Origin of the sequence: Aquimarina muelleri DSM 19832 (genome assembly GCF_000430665.1) — a bacterium.
GTDB classification, from domain to species: Bacteria; Bacteroidota; Bacteroidia; order Flavobacteriales; family Flavobacteriaceae; genus Aquimarina; species Aquimarina muelleri.
Genome location: NZ_AUML01000001.1, coordinates 26,347 through 43,371 on the forward strand (window position 1 = coordinate 26,347; position 17,025 = coordinate 43,371).

At 33.3% G+C, this 17,025-nt stretch carries 14 protein-coding genes and 1 riboswitch; of the genes, 12 read left to right on the top strand and 2 right to left on the bottom strand.

Annotation, left to right across the window (positions count from 1 at the left end; translation table 11 throughout):
- The first annotated feature begins 123 nt into the window (after window positions 1-123).
- Genes cobW through bluB form a run of 5 tightly spaced genes read left to right on the top strand, consistent with a single transcriptional unit; the run spans window position 124 to window position 4,554 of the window.
- On the top strand, window positions 124-1,215 hold the full coding sequence (gene cobW, locus H527_RS0100130; protein WP_027410831.1) for a cobalamin biosynthesis protein CobW: 1,092 nt from the start codon (window positions 124-126) through the stop codon (window positions 1,213-1,215).
- Window positions 1,216-1,253: 38 nt separating this feature from the next.
- The gene (locus H527_RS0100135) at window positions 1,254-1,838 is read left to right on the top strand and encodes a cob(I)yrinic acid a,c-diamide adenosyltransferase (protein ID WP_027410832.1); all 585 of its coding nucleotides are present in this window, start codon (window positions 1,254-1,256) and stop codon (window positions 1,836-1,838) included.
- Window positions 1,839-1,843: 5 nt separating this feature from the next.
- A complete protein-coding gene (cobI, locus tag H527_RS0100140; protein WP_051316558.1) occupies window positions 1,844-2,536 on the top strand; it encodes a precorrin-2 C(20)-methyltransferase in 693 nt (230 codons plus the stop codon).
- Window positions 2,533-3,888: a precorrin-3B C(17)-methyltransferase gene (cobJ, locus tag H527_RS0100145; protein WP_051316559.1), complete on the top strand. Its 1,356-nt coding sequence runs from the start codon at window positions 2,533-2,535 to the stop codon at window positions 3,886-3,888. Before cobI ends, cobJ begins: the two co-directional genes overlap by 4 nt.
- Window positions 3,889-3,894: 6 nt before the next feature.
- Window positions 3,895-4,554: a 5,6-dimethylbenzimidazole synthase gene (gene bluB / locus H527_RS0100150; protein ID WP_027410835.1), complete on the top strand. Its 660-nt coding sequence runs from the start codon at window positions 3,895-3,897 to the stop codon at window positions 4,552-4,554.
- Window positions 4,555-4,576: 22 nt separating this feature from the next.
- On the opposite strand, the gene H527_RS0100155 is transcribed toward bluB, so the two are convergent.
- Window positions 4,577-6,040 carry a PepSY domain-containing protein gene (locus H527_RS0100155; RefSeq protein ID WP_027410836.1) on the bottom strand — a complete coding sequence of 488 codons (1,464 nt, stop codon included), beginning with the start codon at window positions 6,038-6,040 and terminating at the stop codon, window positions 4,577-4,579.
- A gap of 96 nt (window positions 6,041-6,136) precedes the next feature.
- A complete protein-coding gene (locus tag H527_RS0100160; protein ID WP_035087012.1) occupies window positions 6,137-8,476 on the bottom strand; it encodes a TonB-dependent receptor in 2,340 nt (779 codons plus the stop codon).
- Between the two features lie 104 nt (window positions 8,477-8,580).
- A riboswitch (cobalamin riboswitch) is annotated at window positions 8,581-8,770 on the bottom strand.
- 376 nt (window positions 8,771-9,146) lie between these two features.
- Between H527_RS0100160 and cbiE the strand changes: the two genes are divergently transcribed.
- The 7 genes from cbiE to H527_RS0100195 all read left to right on the top strand — a co-directional run bounded on the left by cbiE (window position 9,147) and on the right by H527_RS0100195 (window position 16,950).
- Entirely contained in the window at window positions 9,147-10,337 is a 1,191-nt protein-coding gene (gene cbiE / locus H527_RS0100170; RefSeq protein ID WP_027410838.1) for a precorrin-6y C5,15-methyltransferase (decarboxylating) subunit CbiE, read from the top strand.
- A 95-nt stretch (window positions 10,338-10,432) separates the two neighbouring features.
- Window positions 10,433-11,437, top strand: a complete 1,005-nt coding sequence (locus H527_RS0100175) for an NAD-dependent epimerase/dehydratase family protein (protein WP_027410839.1) — start codon at window positions 10,433-10,435, stop codon at window positions 11,435-11,437.
- Window positions 11,437-12,450, top strand: a complete 1,014-nt coding sequence (locus tag H527_RS0100180; RefSeq protein WP_027410840.1) for a glycosyltransferase family 2 protein — start codon at window positions 11,437-11,439, stop codon at window positions 12,448-12,450. Before H527_RS0100175 ends, H527_RS0100180 begins: the two co-directional genes overlap by 1 nt.
- A 104-nt stretch (window positions 12,451-12,554) precedes the next feature.
- Window positions 12,555-14,408 carry a precorrin-4 C(11)-methyltransferase gene (gene cobM / locus H527_RS0100185; RefSeq protein ID WP_027410841.1) on the top strand — a complete coding sequence of 618 codons (1,854 nt, stop codon included), beginning with the start codon at window positions 12,555-12,557 and terminating at the stop codon, window positions 14,406-14,408.
- On the top strand, window positions 14,405-15,139 hold the full coding sequence (locus H527_RS22900; RefSeq protein ID WP_162143798.1) for a precorrin-6A/cobalt-precorrin-6A reductase: 735 nt from the start codon (window positions 14,405-14,407) through the stop codon (window positions 15,137-15,139). The genes cobM and H527_RS22900 overlap by 4 nt, the downstream gene beginning before the upstream one ends.
- Window positions 15,140-15,142: 3 nt before the next feature.
- Entirely contained in the window at window positions 15,143-16,240 is a 1,098-nt protein-coding gene (locus tag H527_RS22905) for a cobalt-precorrin-5B (C(1))-methyltransferase (protein ID WP_051316561.1), read from the top strand.
- A gap of 5 nt (window positions 16,241-16,245) precedes the next feature.
- Entirely contained in the window at window positions 16,246-16,950 is a 705-nt protein-coding gene (locus H527_RS0100195) for a hypothetical protein (protein ID WP_248601252.1), read from the top strand.
- The last annotated feature ends 75 nt before the right edge of the window (window positions 16,951-17,025 follow it).

The window sequence follows — 17,025 nt, forward strand, 5'->3', positions numbered from 1 at the left end:
ATAAAATACGAAGAATAGTTAAAATAGCTTAAAAAACTAAACAATATGGAAACATATCTAGTTTTGTTTTTTCCTTTAAACAATAATAAATAGCTTTGTTAAGAATTATCTTAATAAAAAAATATGGCTTTACATACACAAAAAATTCCAGTAACTATAATTACAGGTTTTCTGGGATCTGGTAAAACAACTTTAATACATAAAATCGCTCAAAATGCTAATGGTAGAAGGTTAGCAATTATTGTTAACGAGTTTGGCGAACTAGGTATGGATGGAGAAATACTAAAAGGTAATGATTGTGGATGTGAAGAGGAAAATATACTCGAATTAAGTAATGGTTGTCTTTGTTGTACAGTACAAGAAGAATTTCTACCAACAATGCTGCAATTAATGGAGCGTAAACAAGATATTGATCATATTATTATAGAAACCTCGGGATTAGCATTGCCTAAACCACTATTAAAAGCTTTTAATTGGCCGGATTTAAAACCACAAATAACCGTAGATGCAGTAATTACTGTAGTAGATAGTGTAGGACAAGCTACGGGAGAAATATGTGATCGGGATAAAGTACAGTCACAAAGATTAGAAGATGAAAATCTGGATCACGAATCCTCTATAGAAGAGTTATTTGAAGATCAGTTGGCATGTGCAGATTTGATTGTAATGACAAAATCAGATTTAATTAACCAAGAGCAATATGATGAGGTAAAGAATGTCATCCAGAACCGAGTAGGAGAAAAAATCAAATTAATTTCAGCCATAAAAGGAGACGTTTCTGTAGAGGTTTTATTAGGTATTGGAGCCCAATCCGAAGATCATGTAGATAGCAAACACTCACATCATGAAGACCACCACCATCATCATGACCATGAACATGACGATCATCACCATGATCATGAACATGACGATACTATAAACTCTATTGTTATAGAAGTAAAAGTTGCACATACACCAGTAACATTAATAAAAGCACTAAAAGAATTGGTAGCAGAAAATTCTATTTATCGAATTAAAGGAATTATCCACGTGCCTGGTAAACCAATGCGTATGATTGTTCAAGGAGTAGCAGAACGGTTTGAAAATTATTTTGATAGAAAATGGACGGATGCAGAACCAAAAACTACACGGGTAGTAATTATAGGAGAAAAACTAGAAGAGCAAAAAATTCAGCAAGTATTAGAAGAAAAACTGATGATTGAAGCAGAAGTATAAAAATACCCTAAAAACTTAATTAATTTAAAATTGACACCTTGAAAATATATACACGCAAAGGAGATACCGGTATGACCGGAGTTTTTGGAGGAAAAAGAGAATATAAAGATTCTGCTCGTATAGAGTGTAACGGAGCTTTAGATGAAGCAAATTCAACCATTGGTCTGCTACGAGCAAAATTAAGTAATGATCATGAGTGGCAACCAAACTTGCATAAAATTCAAAAAGATTTGATGGATATGATGTCGCATTTGGCAAGACCATCCGATTCTAAAAAAGTAAATACAAACCCTAAACCTATAGATGGAGCTGATTTTTGCGAACAGTGGATGGATGCGATGGAAGCGAATATAAGCTCTCCTTCCGATTATTTTTTATTGCCAGGCGGGAACGAAATCTCGGCTTTATGTCATGTATGTAGAACTCAAATAAGAAGAGGAGAACGTAGACTAGTTACATTAATGCACGAAGATCCAAACTCTGTAGAAGAATATGTAGTAGCCTATGTGAATAGATTATCAGATTTGTTCTTTACTATGGCAAGAGCAGAAATGGATAAAGCAGGAGTAGCAGAAGAAAAATGGCAGTTATTTTTGTATAAACGAAAAAAGAAAACAACATAACTATTTTGCACACTATTCATGGAATAGCTTTGGGTCCTGGAGATCCAGAGCTTCTTACCCTAAAAGCATTACGAATACTAAAGGAAGTAGATCTCATTTTTTATCCTGGATCCATTACCAAAAATCAGAAAAAGAGTTTTGTGTACCCCATTTTGCAATATCACGGGCTGGAAAATAAAGAATTGACTGGTTTTTTTCTAAAAATGTCGAATGATCGTAAAGAAGCCTCAGACACGTATGCAATAACAGCAAAGAATATAGAAGAAGCCTATCGTTCAGGAAAAAAAATAGCGATTGTATGCGAAGGAGATATTAGCTTATATGCATCTTTTTCCTATTTATTAAAAGAGCTTCAAGATTTAGAATTACCTGTATCCTTAGTACCAGGGATTAATTCCTTTTCTTTAGGAGCATCCCAACATCAAGTACCATTAAGTTTACTTAATGATAAGGTTGCTATACTTCCTAGAGTAAAAAAAATTCAGGAAATCACACAGTATTTTCAAGAATTTGATACCGTAGTACTAATGAAAATACGTTCTGGGTGGAACACTTTTTACACAGACTTGATACAAAAAAACTGGAAATATTATTATTGTGAACGCTTAGGAACCAATGAAGAATATATAACTACAGATTTAAGCACTCTGGCTAATAGAGAAATACCATATTTCTCTTTATTAATTATAAAAAAATGATCAAAGTTGTAGGACTAGGTCCAGGACATTCCGACTATATTATACCAATGGCTACTCAAGCAATTTCAGAAGCTACAGTAATCATAGGCTATCATTATTATTTTCAATTTATACAACATCTGGTACTCCCCGATGCTTTATGTATAGGAAAAGAGTTAAGTGAAGAAGAAAAAAGAGCTGAAATAGCAATACAACACGCCCTAGAAGGAGAGTCTGTAGTGGTTATAGGCTCTGGCGATGCCAGTATATATGCAATGGCATCTATTGTATATCAAAAAGTAGCAGAGCAAAACTTAGATATTCCTGTAGAGACAGTGCCAGGGATTTCTGCATTTATTACAGCAGGTAGTAAATTGGGAGCTATATTAGGACATGATTTTTGTTGCATCTCCTTATCCGACTTAATGACTCCGTGGACCACAATCGAGAAACGTATTCATGCTGCAGCTATGGGGGATTTTGTAACTGGTCTTTATAACCCCAAAAGTAAAAAGCGATATTGGCAATTACAGACCTTAAAAAACATATATCTGAAATACCGCTCTGTAGCGACACCTGTAGCGATCTGTAAGCAATTAGGAAGAACCGAAGAAGAGATTAAAATTACTACTTTAGGAGATCTGGATGTTAACAAAGTCGATATGTTTTGCGTGGTATTGATAGGAAACAGCCAAACCTTTAGATATAAAAATCACTTGATTACGCCTAGAGGATATCTGAACAGAAAACCAGAAACGGGTGAAGAGATACAGCAAGCCAGTTTTGCAGAAATACTAAATAATATTCCGCAAAACACGTTGGCAAAAGATACATTATGGGCAGCTATACGATGTATCCATACTTCGGGAGATTTTGAGTACATAAACTACCTTAAAACTTCAGAAAATGCGATTTCGATCTGGCATGAGTATTTAATAAAAGGAGGAACTATAGTTACCGATGTAACCATGGTAGCAGCAGGAATTACAAAAGCATATACTACTAAGTATAATAATAAAGTAATTTGCTTGTTAAATGATAAAGAGTCTCTTCAGCTTGCTGAAAAAGAGGGATTAACACGCACACAAGCAGGTATAAAATTAGCAGCAAAAAAGTATCCTAAAGCACTTTTTGTTATAGGTAATGCTCCAACAGCATTAATCGAAATAACAGATCAGATGCAAGAAGGAGTGTTATCTCCAACAGGAGTTATTGGAGCCCCAGTAGGATTTATTAATGTAATAGAATCCAAAGAACGGTTAAAAACAATAACCAATACACCCTATGCATTAATTACTGAAAAAAGAGGAGGAAGTAATTTTGCAGCAGCTATTGTAAATGCAGCATTTACTCTGGAAGAATCCAAAACATAAGTGGATATGGAAGAAATATCTCCACAACGTTTATTTACTGCTAAAGAACAAGAATTACTAGAAGAGATACTGATCCATCGTAGAGATGTTCGAGGAAATCATTTTTTAAATACTCCAATACCGCAAGAAGCAATAGATACTATACTACAAGCAGCGTTAGCAGCTCCTTCGGTTGGGTTTTCACAACCTTGGGAGTTTGTATTGATTCGAGATCAAAAAACAAAGCAAGCAGTAAAAGAAACTTTTGCTGAAGAAACAGCACATGCAGTAACCCAATTTACAGACCAAAAACAAAAAGAATATATTCAGCTTAAACTAGAAGGGATTTTAGAATCGCCACTAAATATAGCAGTGTTTTATACCCCTAAAGATGGTCCTGTTCTTGGGCAAACCAGTATGCCCGATATGGGTAAATATAGTGTGGTTTGTGCTATACAAAATATGTGGCTCATGGCTCGTTCTTTAAATATTGGAATGGGATGGGTGAGTATTTTGGATCCCGAAAAAGTAAAAAAAGTACTTAAGGCTCCAGAAAAAAATCAGTTAATAGGGTATTTATGTTTTGGATACACTGATATGTTTTATAACCAACCAGAATTAGAATTAAAAAAATGGAATCGTAAAAAACTTCAAAACGAAGTGGTTATTCAAGAAAAATATAAGTAATGGAGGAGATTATTATATCATTTTAATTTTGAAACTTTTTCTCTTTTCTTTTTACTCTTCTTCTATTCTTCCTTTTAAGGAACTTAATCCCTAATCCAGTTGCTGAAAAACTAAGGATTGTACCTCCTGTCAATAAAATAAAAAGAACAATGTCCCATAGAGGTCTGTTCCATGCTAAAAATGAGAAATCTAAACTGTGTAAGCCATGATAAATCCAACGTTGAATTTTGTTTTCTGTGGCACATTTATAGACTATTTGAGTTGTTTTTGGGTTAATGTAGTACGTTATATTTTGAATCGTTTTAATCCTGATTATGGGTAAATCTTTATCATTATGTCGACTGTAATAATAGTTGTCATATTTTTTTAGAAGAATAGTTTCTACCACATCATTTTCAAGAGAAAAAGAATTTATAGCTTTTTGGTAACTGTTTAAGTTTAAAGAAAAATTAGAATTCCCTAATTTATATAAAGAACTTGTGTTTTGGAATAAAACTTGAGCGTAAGCATTATTTTGAAAAAAATTAAAATTTACCTCTTTAAATTCCTTTGATTTTATCTGATTTAAAAAACTAGCCCAATTATCTTTATCATAATAATTTATAGTATGTTTTTGGGATTGCCATTTTAAAACTTCTTTCTCATTTAATTGGGTGCTTGGGAGCCAGTTAAAAGGAGTCATACTCATCCATCCGCTAAAAATCCAGGTACAAACAAATAGCCCAAAAAATAACCCAAAATAATAATGATAATTGTACCATTTATTTTTGAATCTTTTAAACTTAGCTTTTGGCTTCTTTTTGTATCTCACTAGCCCTGTTACTATACCTGTAATCACCATGATAAAACCTAAAGCAGCTAACCATGTAACTAGTTGTTTCCATAAAGTATTATGAACTCTAATGTCTTTAAAATAAATCCAGTGAGGAATAGCTCCTAGCCAAGACCAAAACCTTTCAGAACTAGTGTTAATAGCAAGTAACTCTCCCGTTACAGATGAGATATAAACCAATGTCTTATTTTTATCCTCAAATTTTATTTTAAAAATAGGGAGATGCCGTAAATATTTTGTTCTAGGGATCCATTGGTCTAACTCTGTTAATGTTTGGATAGTAGAATTAGCTGTTATTTTTGTGTTTTTTATGGTAGCTTTTAGCGCTGCTTCTTTTGTTAAAAAAAAATCCCTCCCATTATCTGCATATTTGGAAAAAAGCTTTCCTTGATTTGTAATCAAATGAAAAACAGGTCTGTCTAGAATAAAACTTAGTTTAAGTTGAGCTATGTTGCCAATGCTATCATTCTTAAAAACAGTTTTAGGAGATAGGATCTCTGTATTTACTCCATTAGAAAGCATTTCTATTCTTTTTGCTTGCCCTAGATAAGGAAAACTTTGATACATCATAACAAAACCTGATAAAAACCAAATTAAGAATAAAGCACAAAAAAAAGTACCTAACCAATGATGTAAAGAGATAATTTTTTTCATCTGTTTTACCGTGTAAATTAACTATATGTTTTATTAAAATAAAGGGGAATGAGTAGATACATCTAGTTATCAACTCATTCTCCTTTTTAAGCTTGCTCAAAAATTATATGCCAAACTTAATTTATAGTTTCTTCCTTGACCAGGAAAAAACTGGTTGGAATAAATGGCATCTGTAAAATAAAGTGTATCAGCAATGTTATTTATGTTTAACCCTATTCTAACTTTTTTTGCTTTATAATAAAGAGATCCATCTACAGTCGTGTAAGCAGGTAAAGTATATGTGTTACTCGAATTAGTAAAGTTTTTGTCTACATAATTTAATCCCAAACCAGTACCTAATCCTTGTAGAAATCCTTTTTGAAATTCATAATTCCCCCAAAAATTAATAGAATTTTTAGGAGCATAAGGCAATCTATTTCCTGCTGGTATAGTTTGTAATATTTTGTTGTAATCTCTAATTTTGGCATCTACAAAAGCATACCCTGCTTTTATATAAAGCCCTTTGACAGGTTTTGATTCAATATCTAATTCTATCCCTTTAGAATCTGCAGAACCTATTTGTTGATAATTGTCTACACTCGTTTTTTCTACTATATTATTTTTTAACATGTAATATGCAGAAAACGTAGCAGTAAATAGGTCATTTTTTTGAAACTTGATTCCTAGCTCATTTTGAAAACCAGTTTCAGGATCAAATATAGCCCCATCAGGAGTTACTCTTCTGGATGGTTTAAAATAGTTAGAATATGAAGCAAAAATACTAACCATATCTTTAATTGGTTGATAAACAATCCCTGCACGATATGAAAAAGAAGACGAAGGGATTTCTGTACGAGCTCCAGGGGTAATTAAATCTCTGTTATTATCAATACTATCTCTATAATAAGTTCCAGTAAATGTATCATAACGAAGCCCTATCAATGCTTTAAATTTATTAGAAAATTTAATCCAATCTTGTAAATATAATGCATATACTATTTCTTCCTTTATATCGACTTGATTATCTATAGCTTCAATATGTCCTTGATTTAAAGTAGGGTTTTGGATAGAAATAGTCGTAAAAGTACCAGGGCCAATAACCTCTCCTCTAAAAGTTTTACGATCCAAAATACTTATAGAATTCCCTAATAAAGCCTTGTGTTCTATAGTACTTGTTTTAAATTTATAACTTAAATCTAATTGATTTTGCAGGGTTTTGGTTTGGTGATTAAAATAAAAAGGAAAAGCTCTGGTAATAGAATCTTTAGTTGGATTTACCTCTAAAAACTCTGTAGAAAGATAATCTATATCGTCATTGGAATACGATAAGAGATTAGATATTTTTAAATTAGAATTAAAATCATGTGAGTAATTTATTTGATAATCAAACCGTTTATGTTTTAAATAATCCTGTGGATCGTTGTATCTGGTTTCTGGATCCATTCCTGAGATAACAGAACTGTTTTCGTTAACAGGGATACCTGTATCAGTATCATATATATCTTTATTGGCCTGAAAATAAAATTTTAGATTGTCATTTGCAGAAAGAGTATAATCTAACATTAAGGATCCGTTATTGGTCGCTACCCCATAATCTCTCCATCCTTTAGTACGTGTTATTCCTACATCTACTCTATAGCGTAATTTATCTGAAACAGGACCGCCAATACCACCTTCTATATTATAAGTATCATAACTACCATAAGTGGCTTTAAAATTGGCTTTTTGATTATGTGTAGGTTTTTTACGGACTATATTTATAATTCCTCCTAATGCCGAATGTCCATATAGAACCCCTGCAGGCCCTTTGAGTACTTCTATTCTTTCTACACTTGCCAAATTCGTTGAAGGAGCACTGGTAGATATATTATGCCGTTCATCCCTAACGCCATCGACTAGTAAAACAAAATTATTAAATCCTCTAATTCTAAAAGTTTGAAAACCTCCATACCTATTTATAGGCCTCACACCTGTAACACTTTTAACCGCATCTCCTATGTCTGAAACATTACGTTGTAACATCATTTCGCCATTAATACTGTTGGTAGTTACAGGAATGTCTATGTTTTTAACACCTAATTTATTTACACTTAATACTTCTTTATTTATCTTATGGTTTCCTCCATTAATAAGCACTTCTTCTAGTCCAGTAATACTTTTTTTAAGAGTTACATCCAAAATTTGAGATTCTCTGTCCAAAATAATATTTTCAATAACTTCTTGATAACTAATAGCAGAGAATAATATATTGTAATTTCCTTTTTCTAAGGAGATAGAATATCTTCCTTTTTCATCTGTAATTACCCCTTGATTTGTTTGTTGTATACTAATAGATACATTAGGAATCCCTTTTCCAGAAGCTAGACTTTTTACAGTTCCAGAAATTGTAATGCTTGATTGTGTATACGCAGTGAAGGCGCATAACAATAAGACACTGCATAATACTAATTTTTTCATTTTTCAAAAATTGAGATTAAGCAGGAAAATTGTAGAAATAAATAAAGACTACTTTCGAAGTTAAAAGCAGTTATTATTATTCATACTCTTTACCCGAGAGTTAATAATTATTAAATTTTATGGCAGGTATCCTGACTTGATCCGGTAGTTGCCTCCTTCCCATAGGTTTTGCTACAGTGGTTTTATGGCAGTACTTTTTTATGAATCTTACAGTTGCGGGAACAGTTTTGGATTTTCACCAAATTCCCTTTTAATTTTCACCATAGGTGAAAAACCATTTATCGAGCGCAAATATAGTTTTTATACTCTTGGATTAAGTTGAAAACTTTATAATTTTAGGATAGCATTTTTGCAATATGAAAACTTATATTTTAGGTATAATAAAACCTCTATCTTCTAACAAGTTTTTTTATAAAATTGTGATGAAGTATGGAGGAGTATATCTTTATTAAGTTTTCCAAAAATATTTTTTTAATCTCTCATTAAGAGGTTTTGTTCTCTGAAATATGCTTACGAAAATATTGGTGCAAATCTTGCTTCTAATACTAAATAATTGTAAAACAGAGAAGCAATATAATTTTGTCGAAGTGTGATAAATATTTGATTTCTATAAACTTTAACTTTGTAGCTTTGTTGACTCGATAAGAGAATATACAATATAAAAAAGACTATGACTTTTTATGTAATAGGTATTGGAAATAAAAAACCAAACTTTACCGCAAAACAGCAACAAAATATTCTGGATACCTGTGTTTTTAGTGGCGGAAAACGGCATTATGAATTGGTTAAAGACTACCTCCCTAAAAATCATCAATGGATACCTATTCAATCTCCTATGCAGGAGGTGTTTAATGCATACGAAGAAGTGACAGCATCGATTATTGTTTTTGCTTCTGGAAACCCTTTGTTTTATGGTTTTTCAAATACATTAAAAAATAAATATCCAGATGCAGAAATCGTAACGACTCCTTATTTTAGTTCGATTCAATTATTGGCTAATGCAATGAACATAAATAGTAACCAGCTACAAACAATAAGCGTACATGGCAGAACCTGGAAAGCACTAGATACAATTCTAATCCAACAAAAAGAATGTATAGGAGTGCTTACCGATGCCGATAAAAATCCAGCTACCATTGCAAAACGACTTTTGGAATATGGGTATGATAATTATAAAATGTTTGTAGGAGAGGATATAGAAGGAGAAGAAGAGAGGTTTCAAGAAATAATCCTAAAAGAAGCTACCATGATGAGGTTTCATTCTCTGAATTGTGTTATACTAGAAAAGATACACCATCGCCCAATTGATTTTGGAGTAAGAAATACAGGTTTTAAAGGCTTACCAGGTAGACCTAAAATGATTACCAAAATGCCTATTCGATTAATGACCTTACACTATTTAAATATTCTTACTATAGATACAATATGGGACATCGGTTTTTGTACAGGATCTATTAGTATAGAAGCTAAATTGAAAAATCCAGATATAACAGTAGTCGCTTTTGAAAAAAGACCAGAATGTGAAGCAATAATGATAGAGAATCAAAAACGATTAGGAGTTCCAGGGATCCAAATAGTAATGGGGGATTTTTTGGAGCAAAATCTTAATCGATTACCAAAACCTGATGCTATCTTTATTGGAGGACATGGTGGTAAATTAGAACAACTGTTTTTAAAGATCGCTCCTTTTTTACATCAAAAAACAAGTATTGTTATTAATGCAGTAAAAGAAAGTTCGATACTAGGTTTTAAACAAGGGTGTACAAAAATAGGATATACGATTACCGAAGAAAATACGATTACATTAGATACACACAATCCAATTACAATATTGAAAGCAGAGATACCTTCAAGATTTTGACACCTTCAAGGTTTTTAGGGAACTTTGAAGGTCTGGAAAAAAAACCTTTTCATATCATTCAATTTATGTAGGTTTGTTATTTAATCATTTTTTAGATGAAAATAACTTCACTTGTAACTGGCGGGGCAGGATTTATAGGTTCGCATGTAGTAAATCATTTACTAAAACAAAATCATCAGGTTATAGTTTTAGACGATCTTTCTGGAGGAGATAAGGAAAATGTCAACTCAGAAGCACTATTTTATGAAGGTTCGATACTGGACGTTACCTTAATACATACTCTTTTTGATACTTATAAGTTTACTTATGTTTACCATTTGGCGGCGTATGCAGCTGAAGGTTTAAGTCATTTTATTAGAAACTTTAACTATCAAAACAATCTCATAGGTAGTGTTAATCTCATTAATGCATCGGTAAATTATGATATAAAATGTTTTGTTTTCACCTCTTCTATTGCGGTCTATGGTACAAATACGTTACCATTGGTAGAAACACAATTTCCACAACCAGAAGATCCTTATGGGATAGCAAAATATGCGGTAGAATTAGATTTGATAAATGCACATAAGATGTTTGGGATGGATTATATTATTTTTAGACCTCATAATGTATACGGAAGACATCAAAATATTGGAGATAAATATCGCAATGTTGTTGGGATATTTATGAATCAAATTCTAGAAAATAAACCGTTAACTATTTTTGGAGACGGTGAACAGACAAGAGCATTTACACATATTGATGATGTTGCACCTTATATTGCTAATTCGGTAACGATACCCGAAGCATGTAATACAATTTTTAATATAGGAAGTGATACGGTATACTCTGTAAAAGAATTGGCAATAGCAGTTAGTAATGCAATGCAATCAGAACCGAATATAGAACAATTAGAAAAACGGGAAGAAGTTACGCATGCCTATGCGAATCATGCAAAATTTGATACTGTTTTTAATCCCAAAAAACATATAGATTTAGAGATGGGGCTTTTAGAAATGGCCAAATGGGTAAAAACCCATGGAGCTCGTTCTAGTAAAGAATTCCAACACATTGAAATAACAAAAAAATTACCAAGTTCTTGGAGAAAACCCGCAAAGTAATGACAAATCAACCACTAGTTACGATTATAATGGCAGTCAAAGATACGGCTCCATATTTACACGATTGTTTAGATTCTATTCTGGCGCAAACGTATCAAAACTGGGAGCTTATCGCAGTAAATGATCATTCATCAGATGATAGCCCAAAAATTTTGCAGGAGTATGCCGCAAAAGATTCCAGAATTCGATTTTTTAATAGTGACAGGCCTAAACTAATTCCCACATTACAAGTAGGATATGCAGAAACCAAAGGAACATTGATAAACAGAATGGATTCTGATGATAAAATGCCAGACTATAAAATAGAAGTGCTTGTAGAAGAATGGAATAAACACGGAAAAGGTACTGTGATAGCAGGAGGAACCGAGCATTTTGTAGGCGAAGGTGTTGTTGGCGACGGGTTTATTAAATATGAAAAATGGTTGAATCAAGTTGCTAGAACAAGTACACATTATCAAGAAATTTATAGAGAATGTGTAATCCCTTCTCATTGTTGGTTATTACACAAAGAGGATTTTGATGCAGCAGGAGCTTTTGACCCAATAATATATCCAGAAGATTATGATCTCTGTTTTCGATTTTACAAATTAGGACTAAAGGTTGTGGGGATGGATAAAATCCTGCACCACTGGAGAGATCGATCCGATAGAATTTCACGCACTTGGGAAGAGTACAAAGACAATAGATATTTTGATCTTAAACTTCGTTTTTTCTATGAATTAGACAGAGATAAAACACGACCTTTGGTATTGTGGGGGGCAGGAAAAAACGGAAAAGATATGGCAAAACTATTACAATCCTATGAGGATGAATTTCATTGGGTATGTGATAATGACAGGAAAATAGGAAAGGATATTTATGGAGTAGTATTAGAACATTATAAAGATGTCAAAATGCTAGAGGCTCCTCAGATAATAATTGTGGTAGCATCCCCAACAGGGAAAAAAGAAATAGAAGAGTTACTCACTTCATGGAATAAAAAACCAGTTGTTGATTTTTGGTTTTTTGCGTAACAGGTATATATAATCTGATATAATTTCAATAAACATTTTTTAAGACGTTAACAACCTAATATCTTTGTGTCTAAGTGAATTTAATAGCTTTTTCAAAAAAACACATGTCAGAACACACTATAAAAGTTGCAATCCTCTGTTTTACAGATCAGGGAGTATCCATTGCAAAAACCTTGCAAAAAGAATTTTATCGTTCTAAGCTCTTTACAACAAGAACAGTAGAAGCTAGTAAGGATATAAAGCAAATCGATTCCGTATCTGTATTGATGGAAGATTCTTTTCAGAAATATGATGCATGGATTTTTGTAGGTGCCTTAGGTATTTGTGTACGCAGTATTGCTCCTCATATCAAGGATAAAACCACAGATCCTGCAGTTATCAATATAGATGATCAAGGTAAATTTGCACAAGCAGTACTTAGTGGTCATATAGGTAAAGCAAACGAACTTACTACTCAAATTAGTAGAATCCTTAACGCACAAGCAGTTATTTCTACGACCAGTGACTTACAAAACCTATGGGCGTTGGATACTTTATCCAAAACCTATGGTTGGAAAACAAAAAGTTCACTACCTCTTAATGAAATTATATCCCTATTTGTCAATAAAAAACCTACTGCATTAGTACTTAGAGTGAAAGACAGAGGGACTCAGTATTTAGAAAAAACACGTCCGGATTTTGTAGATATTTATTATTCTATAGAAGATTGTGATATCACGAAATACGAATTAATATTATATGTAGGGTATGAACTTTTACATATCGATAAACCTCTACTTTCATTGTACCCTCCATGTATAGGATTAGGTAGTGGTTGTGCAAAAGATATAGAACCTTCCTTATTAATTAATGGAATAGAGCAAGAGTTAATAAAGCAAAATATCGCTATAGAAAGTATTGGTAGTATTGGATCTGCAACTATTAAAAACGAAGAGCAAGCGTATTTTGATTTTTCAAAAAAACACACTATTCCTTTTGTTACCTATACAGGAGAAGAACTAAATACAGTAAAAGTAGCCAATCCATCAGAAGTGGTAAAGAGAAAAGTTGGCGTATATGGAGTATCTGAAGCAGCAGCATCTATACTAGCGGGGCAACAAAGTTGGCTGGTTGAAAAAACAAAAGTACTTACATCCTCTGGTAAAAAATTCACTTATGCATTAAGCGTATTGGCAGTATACGAGCGAAAAGCAAGTATTGCCATTGTAGGTGCAGGATCAGGAGATCCAGAATTGTTGACCCTAAAAGGACAGTATATTTTAGAAAATGCAGACTGTATTTTATATGCAGGTAGCTTGGTGCCAGAAGCCTTGACCCACATGGCAAAAGAAGGAGCCTTAGTGCGAAACTCTGCATCTATGACCTTAGAAGAGCAAATACAGATCATGGATCAATATTATGCACAAGGTAAATCTATTGTACGGTTACATTCTGGTGATCCTTCTATTTATGGAGCCATACAGGAGCAGATGACGATTTTTGACGAAAAAGGATATGAATATTACATCGTTCCGGGGATTTCTTCTTTTCAGGCAGCGGCTGCATATCTCAAATCAGAATTTACAATCCCAGAAGTAGCGCAAACCATAATCCTAACAAGGGGAGAAGGAAATACACCGATGCCAGAGCATGAAAAAATTGCAGATATGGCAAAATTAAGAGCTACTATGTGTATTTTTTTAAGTGTGGGGATTGCCAAAAAGATACAAGCGCAACTTCTGGAGCATTATCCAGAAAACACTCCATTGGCAGTACTATATAGAGTAAGTTGGGAAGATGAACAAGTGTGGACAGGAAAGCTATCAGAATTAACAACGATTATTAAAGACAACAAACTTACCAGAACAGTTTTAATAGTGGTAGGAGAAGCAGTAGGAGCCCGAAAAAACAGATCCTGGCTGTATGATGATAAATGGAATCATATCTTCAGGAAAAAAGAAAAAACCTTGCAATCGTGAGAATACTTGTTTTTGGAGGGACTACAGAAGGTAAACAAGTTGCCAAAATATTGGACGAACTAGAATATCCGTATTACTATTCCACCAAAACAAAAATAGAGTATAAAGGAAAAGGAATTTATGTATATGGAGCCATGACAATGTCCTTTTTAGAAAACTTTTGTATACAAAAAAAAATTACGCATATTATTAATGCATCCCATCCTTTTGCTGTAGAATTGCATAAAACGGTTTCTGATATTTCTATAGTAATACCATTGATCCGTTTTCAAAGAAAGTTTTCTCCACGAGTAATAGATCCAAAAGTTTTTTATGTGGATAGTTTTGAAGAAGCAATACAGCATTTTAATAAAAATAAATACAGTTCATTAGTAGCATTATCTGGGGTACAAACCATAGTAAAGCTAAAGTCGTATTGGAAAAACCATCCTACCTGGTTTCGTATTTTAGATAGGGATAGTTCCCGAGCAATTGCTACAGAAGCAGGTTTTCCTATAGCCAATTTATTATTTGGATACCCGCAATCTAAGGAGGAGGAAATAAGTTTGTTTACTAAACTATCTCCCGATGCGGTTTTTACAAAAGAAAGCGGCAGTAACGGGAGGTTAGAAGAAAAAATAGAAGCGGCATTGTTTCTAGAAATTCCAATTGTGATTCTCAAAAGACCAAAAATATCTAATCGGTATATTTGTATACAAACAAAAGAAGAATTGATTAAAGAATTACAATAACTTTTGGGAGAGTTACAAGACATACCAGACAGACCATTACGAAAAGGATATACTACAGGAGCGTGTGCTACGGCATGTACAAAAGCAGCATTATGGAGTCTGGTAACCCAAAAGGAAATTAAAGAAACTCAAATACAACTACCTATTGGAGATCTGGTAACGTTTAAAGTACAGAGAAATAAATTCACAAAAAAAGAAGTTACCTACACTACCATAAAAGATGCTGGCGATGATCCAGATGTAACACATAATGCAGAGATCTTGGCAACTGTATGTCTTAACAACACAGGGGATATTCTTTTTAAAAGAGGAGAAGGGGTGGGGTTAATTACCTTACCAGGACTAGAAATCCCTGTAGGAGAACCAGCCATTAATCCTGTTCCTCGGGATATGATGCGTATTGTATGTAAAAAAATACTATCCGATCATGGATTAGAAAAAAATGGAGTAACTATTACGATATCCGTAAAAAACGGAGAACAGTTAGCAAAAAGAACCTTAAATAGTCGTTTGGGGATTTTACACGGAATTTCGATTCTAGGAACCACAGGCGTTGTTACCCCATTTTCTGCGGCTTCATATATTGCAAGTATTCAACAAGGAATAGATGTTGCGATTGCCAATGGTAAAACAGAGTTACTCATAAACTCTGGAGCGCGAAGCGAAAAAATGTTGAAGGCATTATTTCCAAATATTTCAGAAATTTCATGTATACATTACGGAAATTGGATACAGGAAACTTTTGAAAAAATTGACCAATCCCCACAAATAACCAAGGTATCTATGGGTATTATGCTGGGTAAAGCAGCAAAACTTGCACAAGGCATGACCAATACCCATAGTGGTAAAACCACCTGGGATAAGGATTTTATATACCAACTAGCCATAGAAGCAGGATACCCTGATCAAATTGCTAACAAAGTTTTAGCATTAAATATGGCAGGGCGCTTACGAGAAATTTTTACTTTTAACGATCAAGAAAATTTTTACCAAAAATTAATAGAACAATGCCATTATTATTGTCAGAGAATAGCACCAAAAGTAACAATAACCATGTATCTGATTAATTCTGATGGAACACACATATCTTATTCAATATGAACATAATGAACCTTGTCCGGCCTTTGATTGCTGGTGTTTTACACTCTTTTGAGCCCGATCACATGTCTGCGGTATCTGTTTTAGCAGCAGAAAATGCAATACAAAAAAAGAAAGTTTCTTTTAAAACAGCCTTTACGGCATCACAATGGGCATTTGGACACTCTGTTACACTATTAATGTTTGGAGGAATTGCACTGGCTTTTAAAGCAGCATTGATGACCTTTGTAGAAAGTATTTCTTTTTGGGCTGAATTTTCTGTCGGACCTATTATGATTTGGTTAGGCATTACAGCAATTCGACGAAATCATAAGATTAATGAAATGATGGCAGATCATAAAAAAATAGAAGCACACGAGCATCTTGCCGGTAATCCTATTCATCTGCATGGCAAAAAAGGAGAAGAAATAGCTATGAATCCTATAAACCGTTCTTTTTGGATAGGTATGCTACATGGTTTGGCAGGTACAGGAGGAGCGCTTACATCGGCATTAATTATTAGTGCAGATACTATTTCTGACGCTATTTTAATACTTATCGTAGAATCTGTAGGGATTATTTTTTCTATGGCAGTGTATAGTTACGTTCTTATTTTTACGATGAGTCGTTTTATAGAGCGTAATATATCCATTTTTAAATGGATGAATGGTGTTATAGGAGTGATCTCTATATTAGCAGGATTAATGGTGTTACAAGCAGTGCTTTTTGAGTAATTTGTAGCTAAATATATTTGTGGTATAAAAAATACTCGTACTAATAATACTAATTTAATCTTTTTGTTAAAACAT

Excerpts from the sequence above, each read along its gene's own strand:
- H527_RS0100175 (WP_027410839.1), top strand. The coding sequence starts at position 10,433 with ATGAAAATAACTTCACTTGTAACTGGCGGGGCAGGATTTATAGGTTCG.
- cobJ (WP_051316559.1), top strand. The coding sequence starts at position 2,533 with ATGATCAAAGTTGTAGGACTAGGTCCAGGACATTCCGACTATATTATA.
- cobW (WP_027410831.1), top strand. The coding sequence starts at position 124 with ATGGCTTTACATACACAAAAAATTCCAGTAACTATAATTACAGGTTTT.
- H527_RS0100160 (WP_035087012.1), bottom strand. The coding sequence starts at position 8,476 with ATGAAAAAATTAGTATTATGCAGTGTCTTATTGTTATGCGCCTTCACT.
- H527_RS0100195 (WP_248601252.1), top strand. The coding sequence starts at position 16,246 with ATGAACCTTGTCCGGCCTTTGATTGCTGGTGTTTTACACTCTTTTGAG.
- H527_RS0100180 (WP_027410840.1), top strand. The coding sequence starts at position 11,437 with ATGACAAATCAACCACTAGTTACGATTATAATGGCAGTCAAAGATACG.
- bluB (WP_027410835.1), top strand. The coding sequence starts at position 3,895 with ATGGAAGAAATATCTCCACAACGTTTATTTACTGCTAAAGAACAAGAA.
- H527_RS0100155 (WP_027410836.1), bottom strand. The coding sequence starts at position 6,040 with ATGAAAAAAATTATCTCTTTACATCATTGGTTAGGTACTTTTTTTTGT.
- cbiE (WP_027410838.1), top strand. The coding sequence starts at position 9,147 with ATGACTTTTTATGTAATAGGTATTGGAAATAAAAAACCAAACTTTACC.
- cobM (WP_027410841.1), top strand. The coding sequence starts at position 12,555 with ATGTCAGAACACACTATAAAAGTTGCAATCCTCTGTTTTACAGATCAG.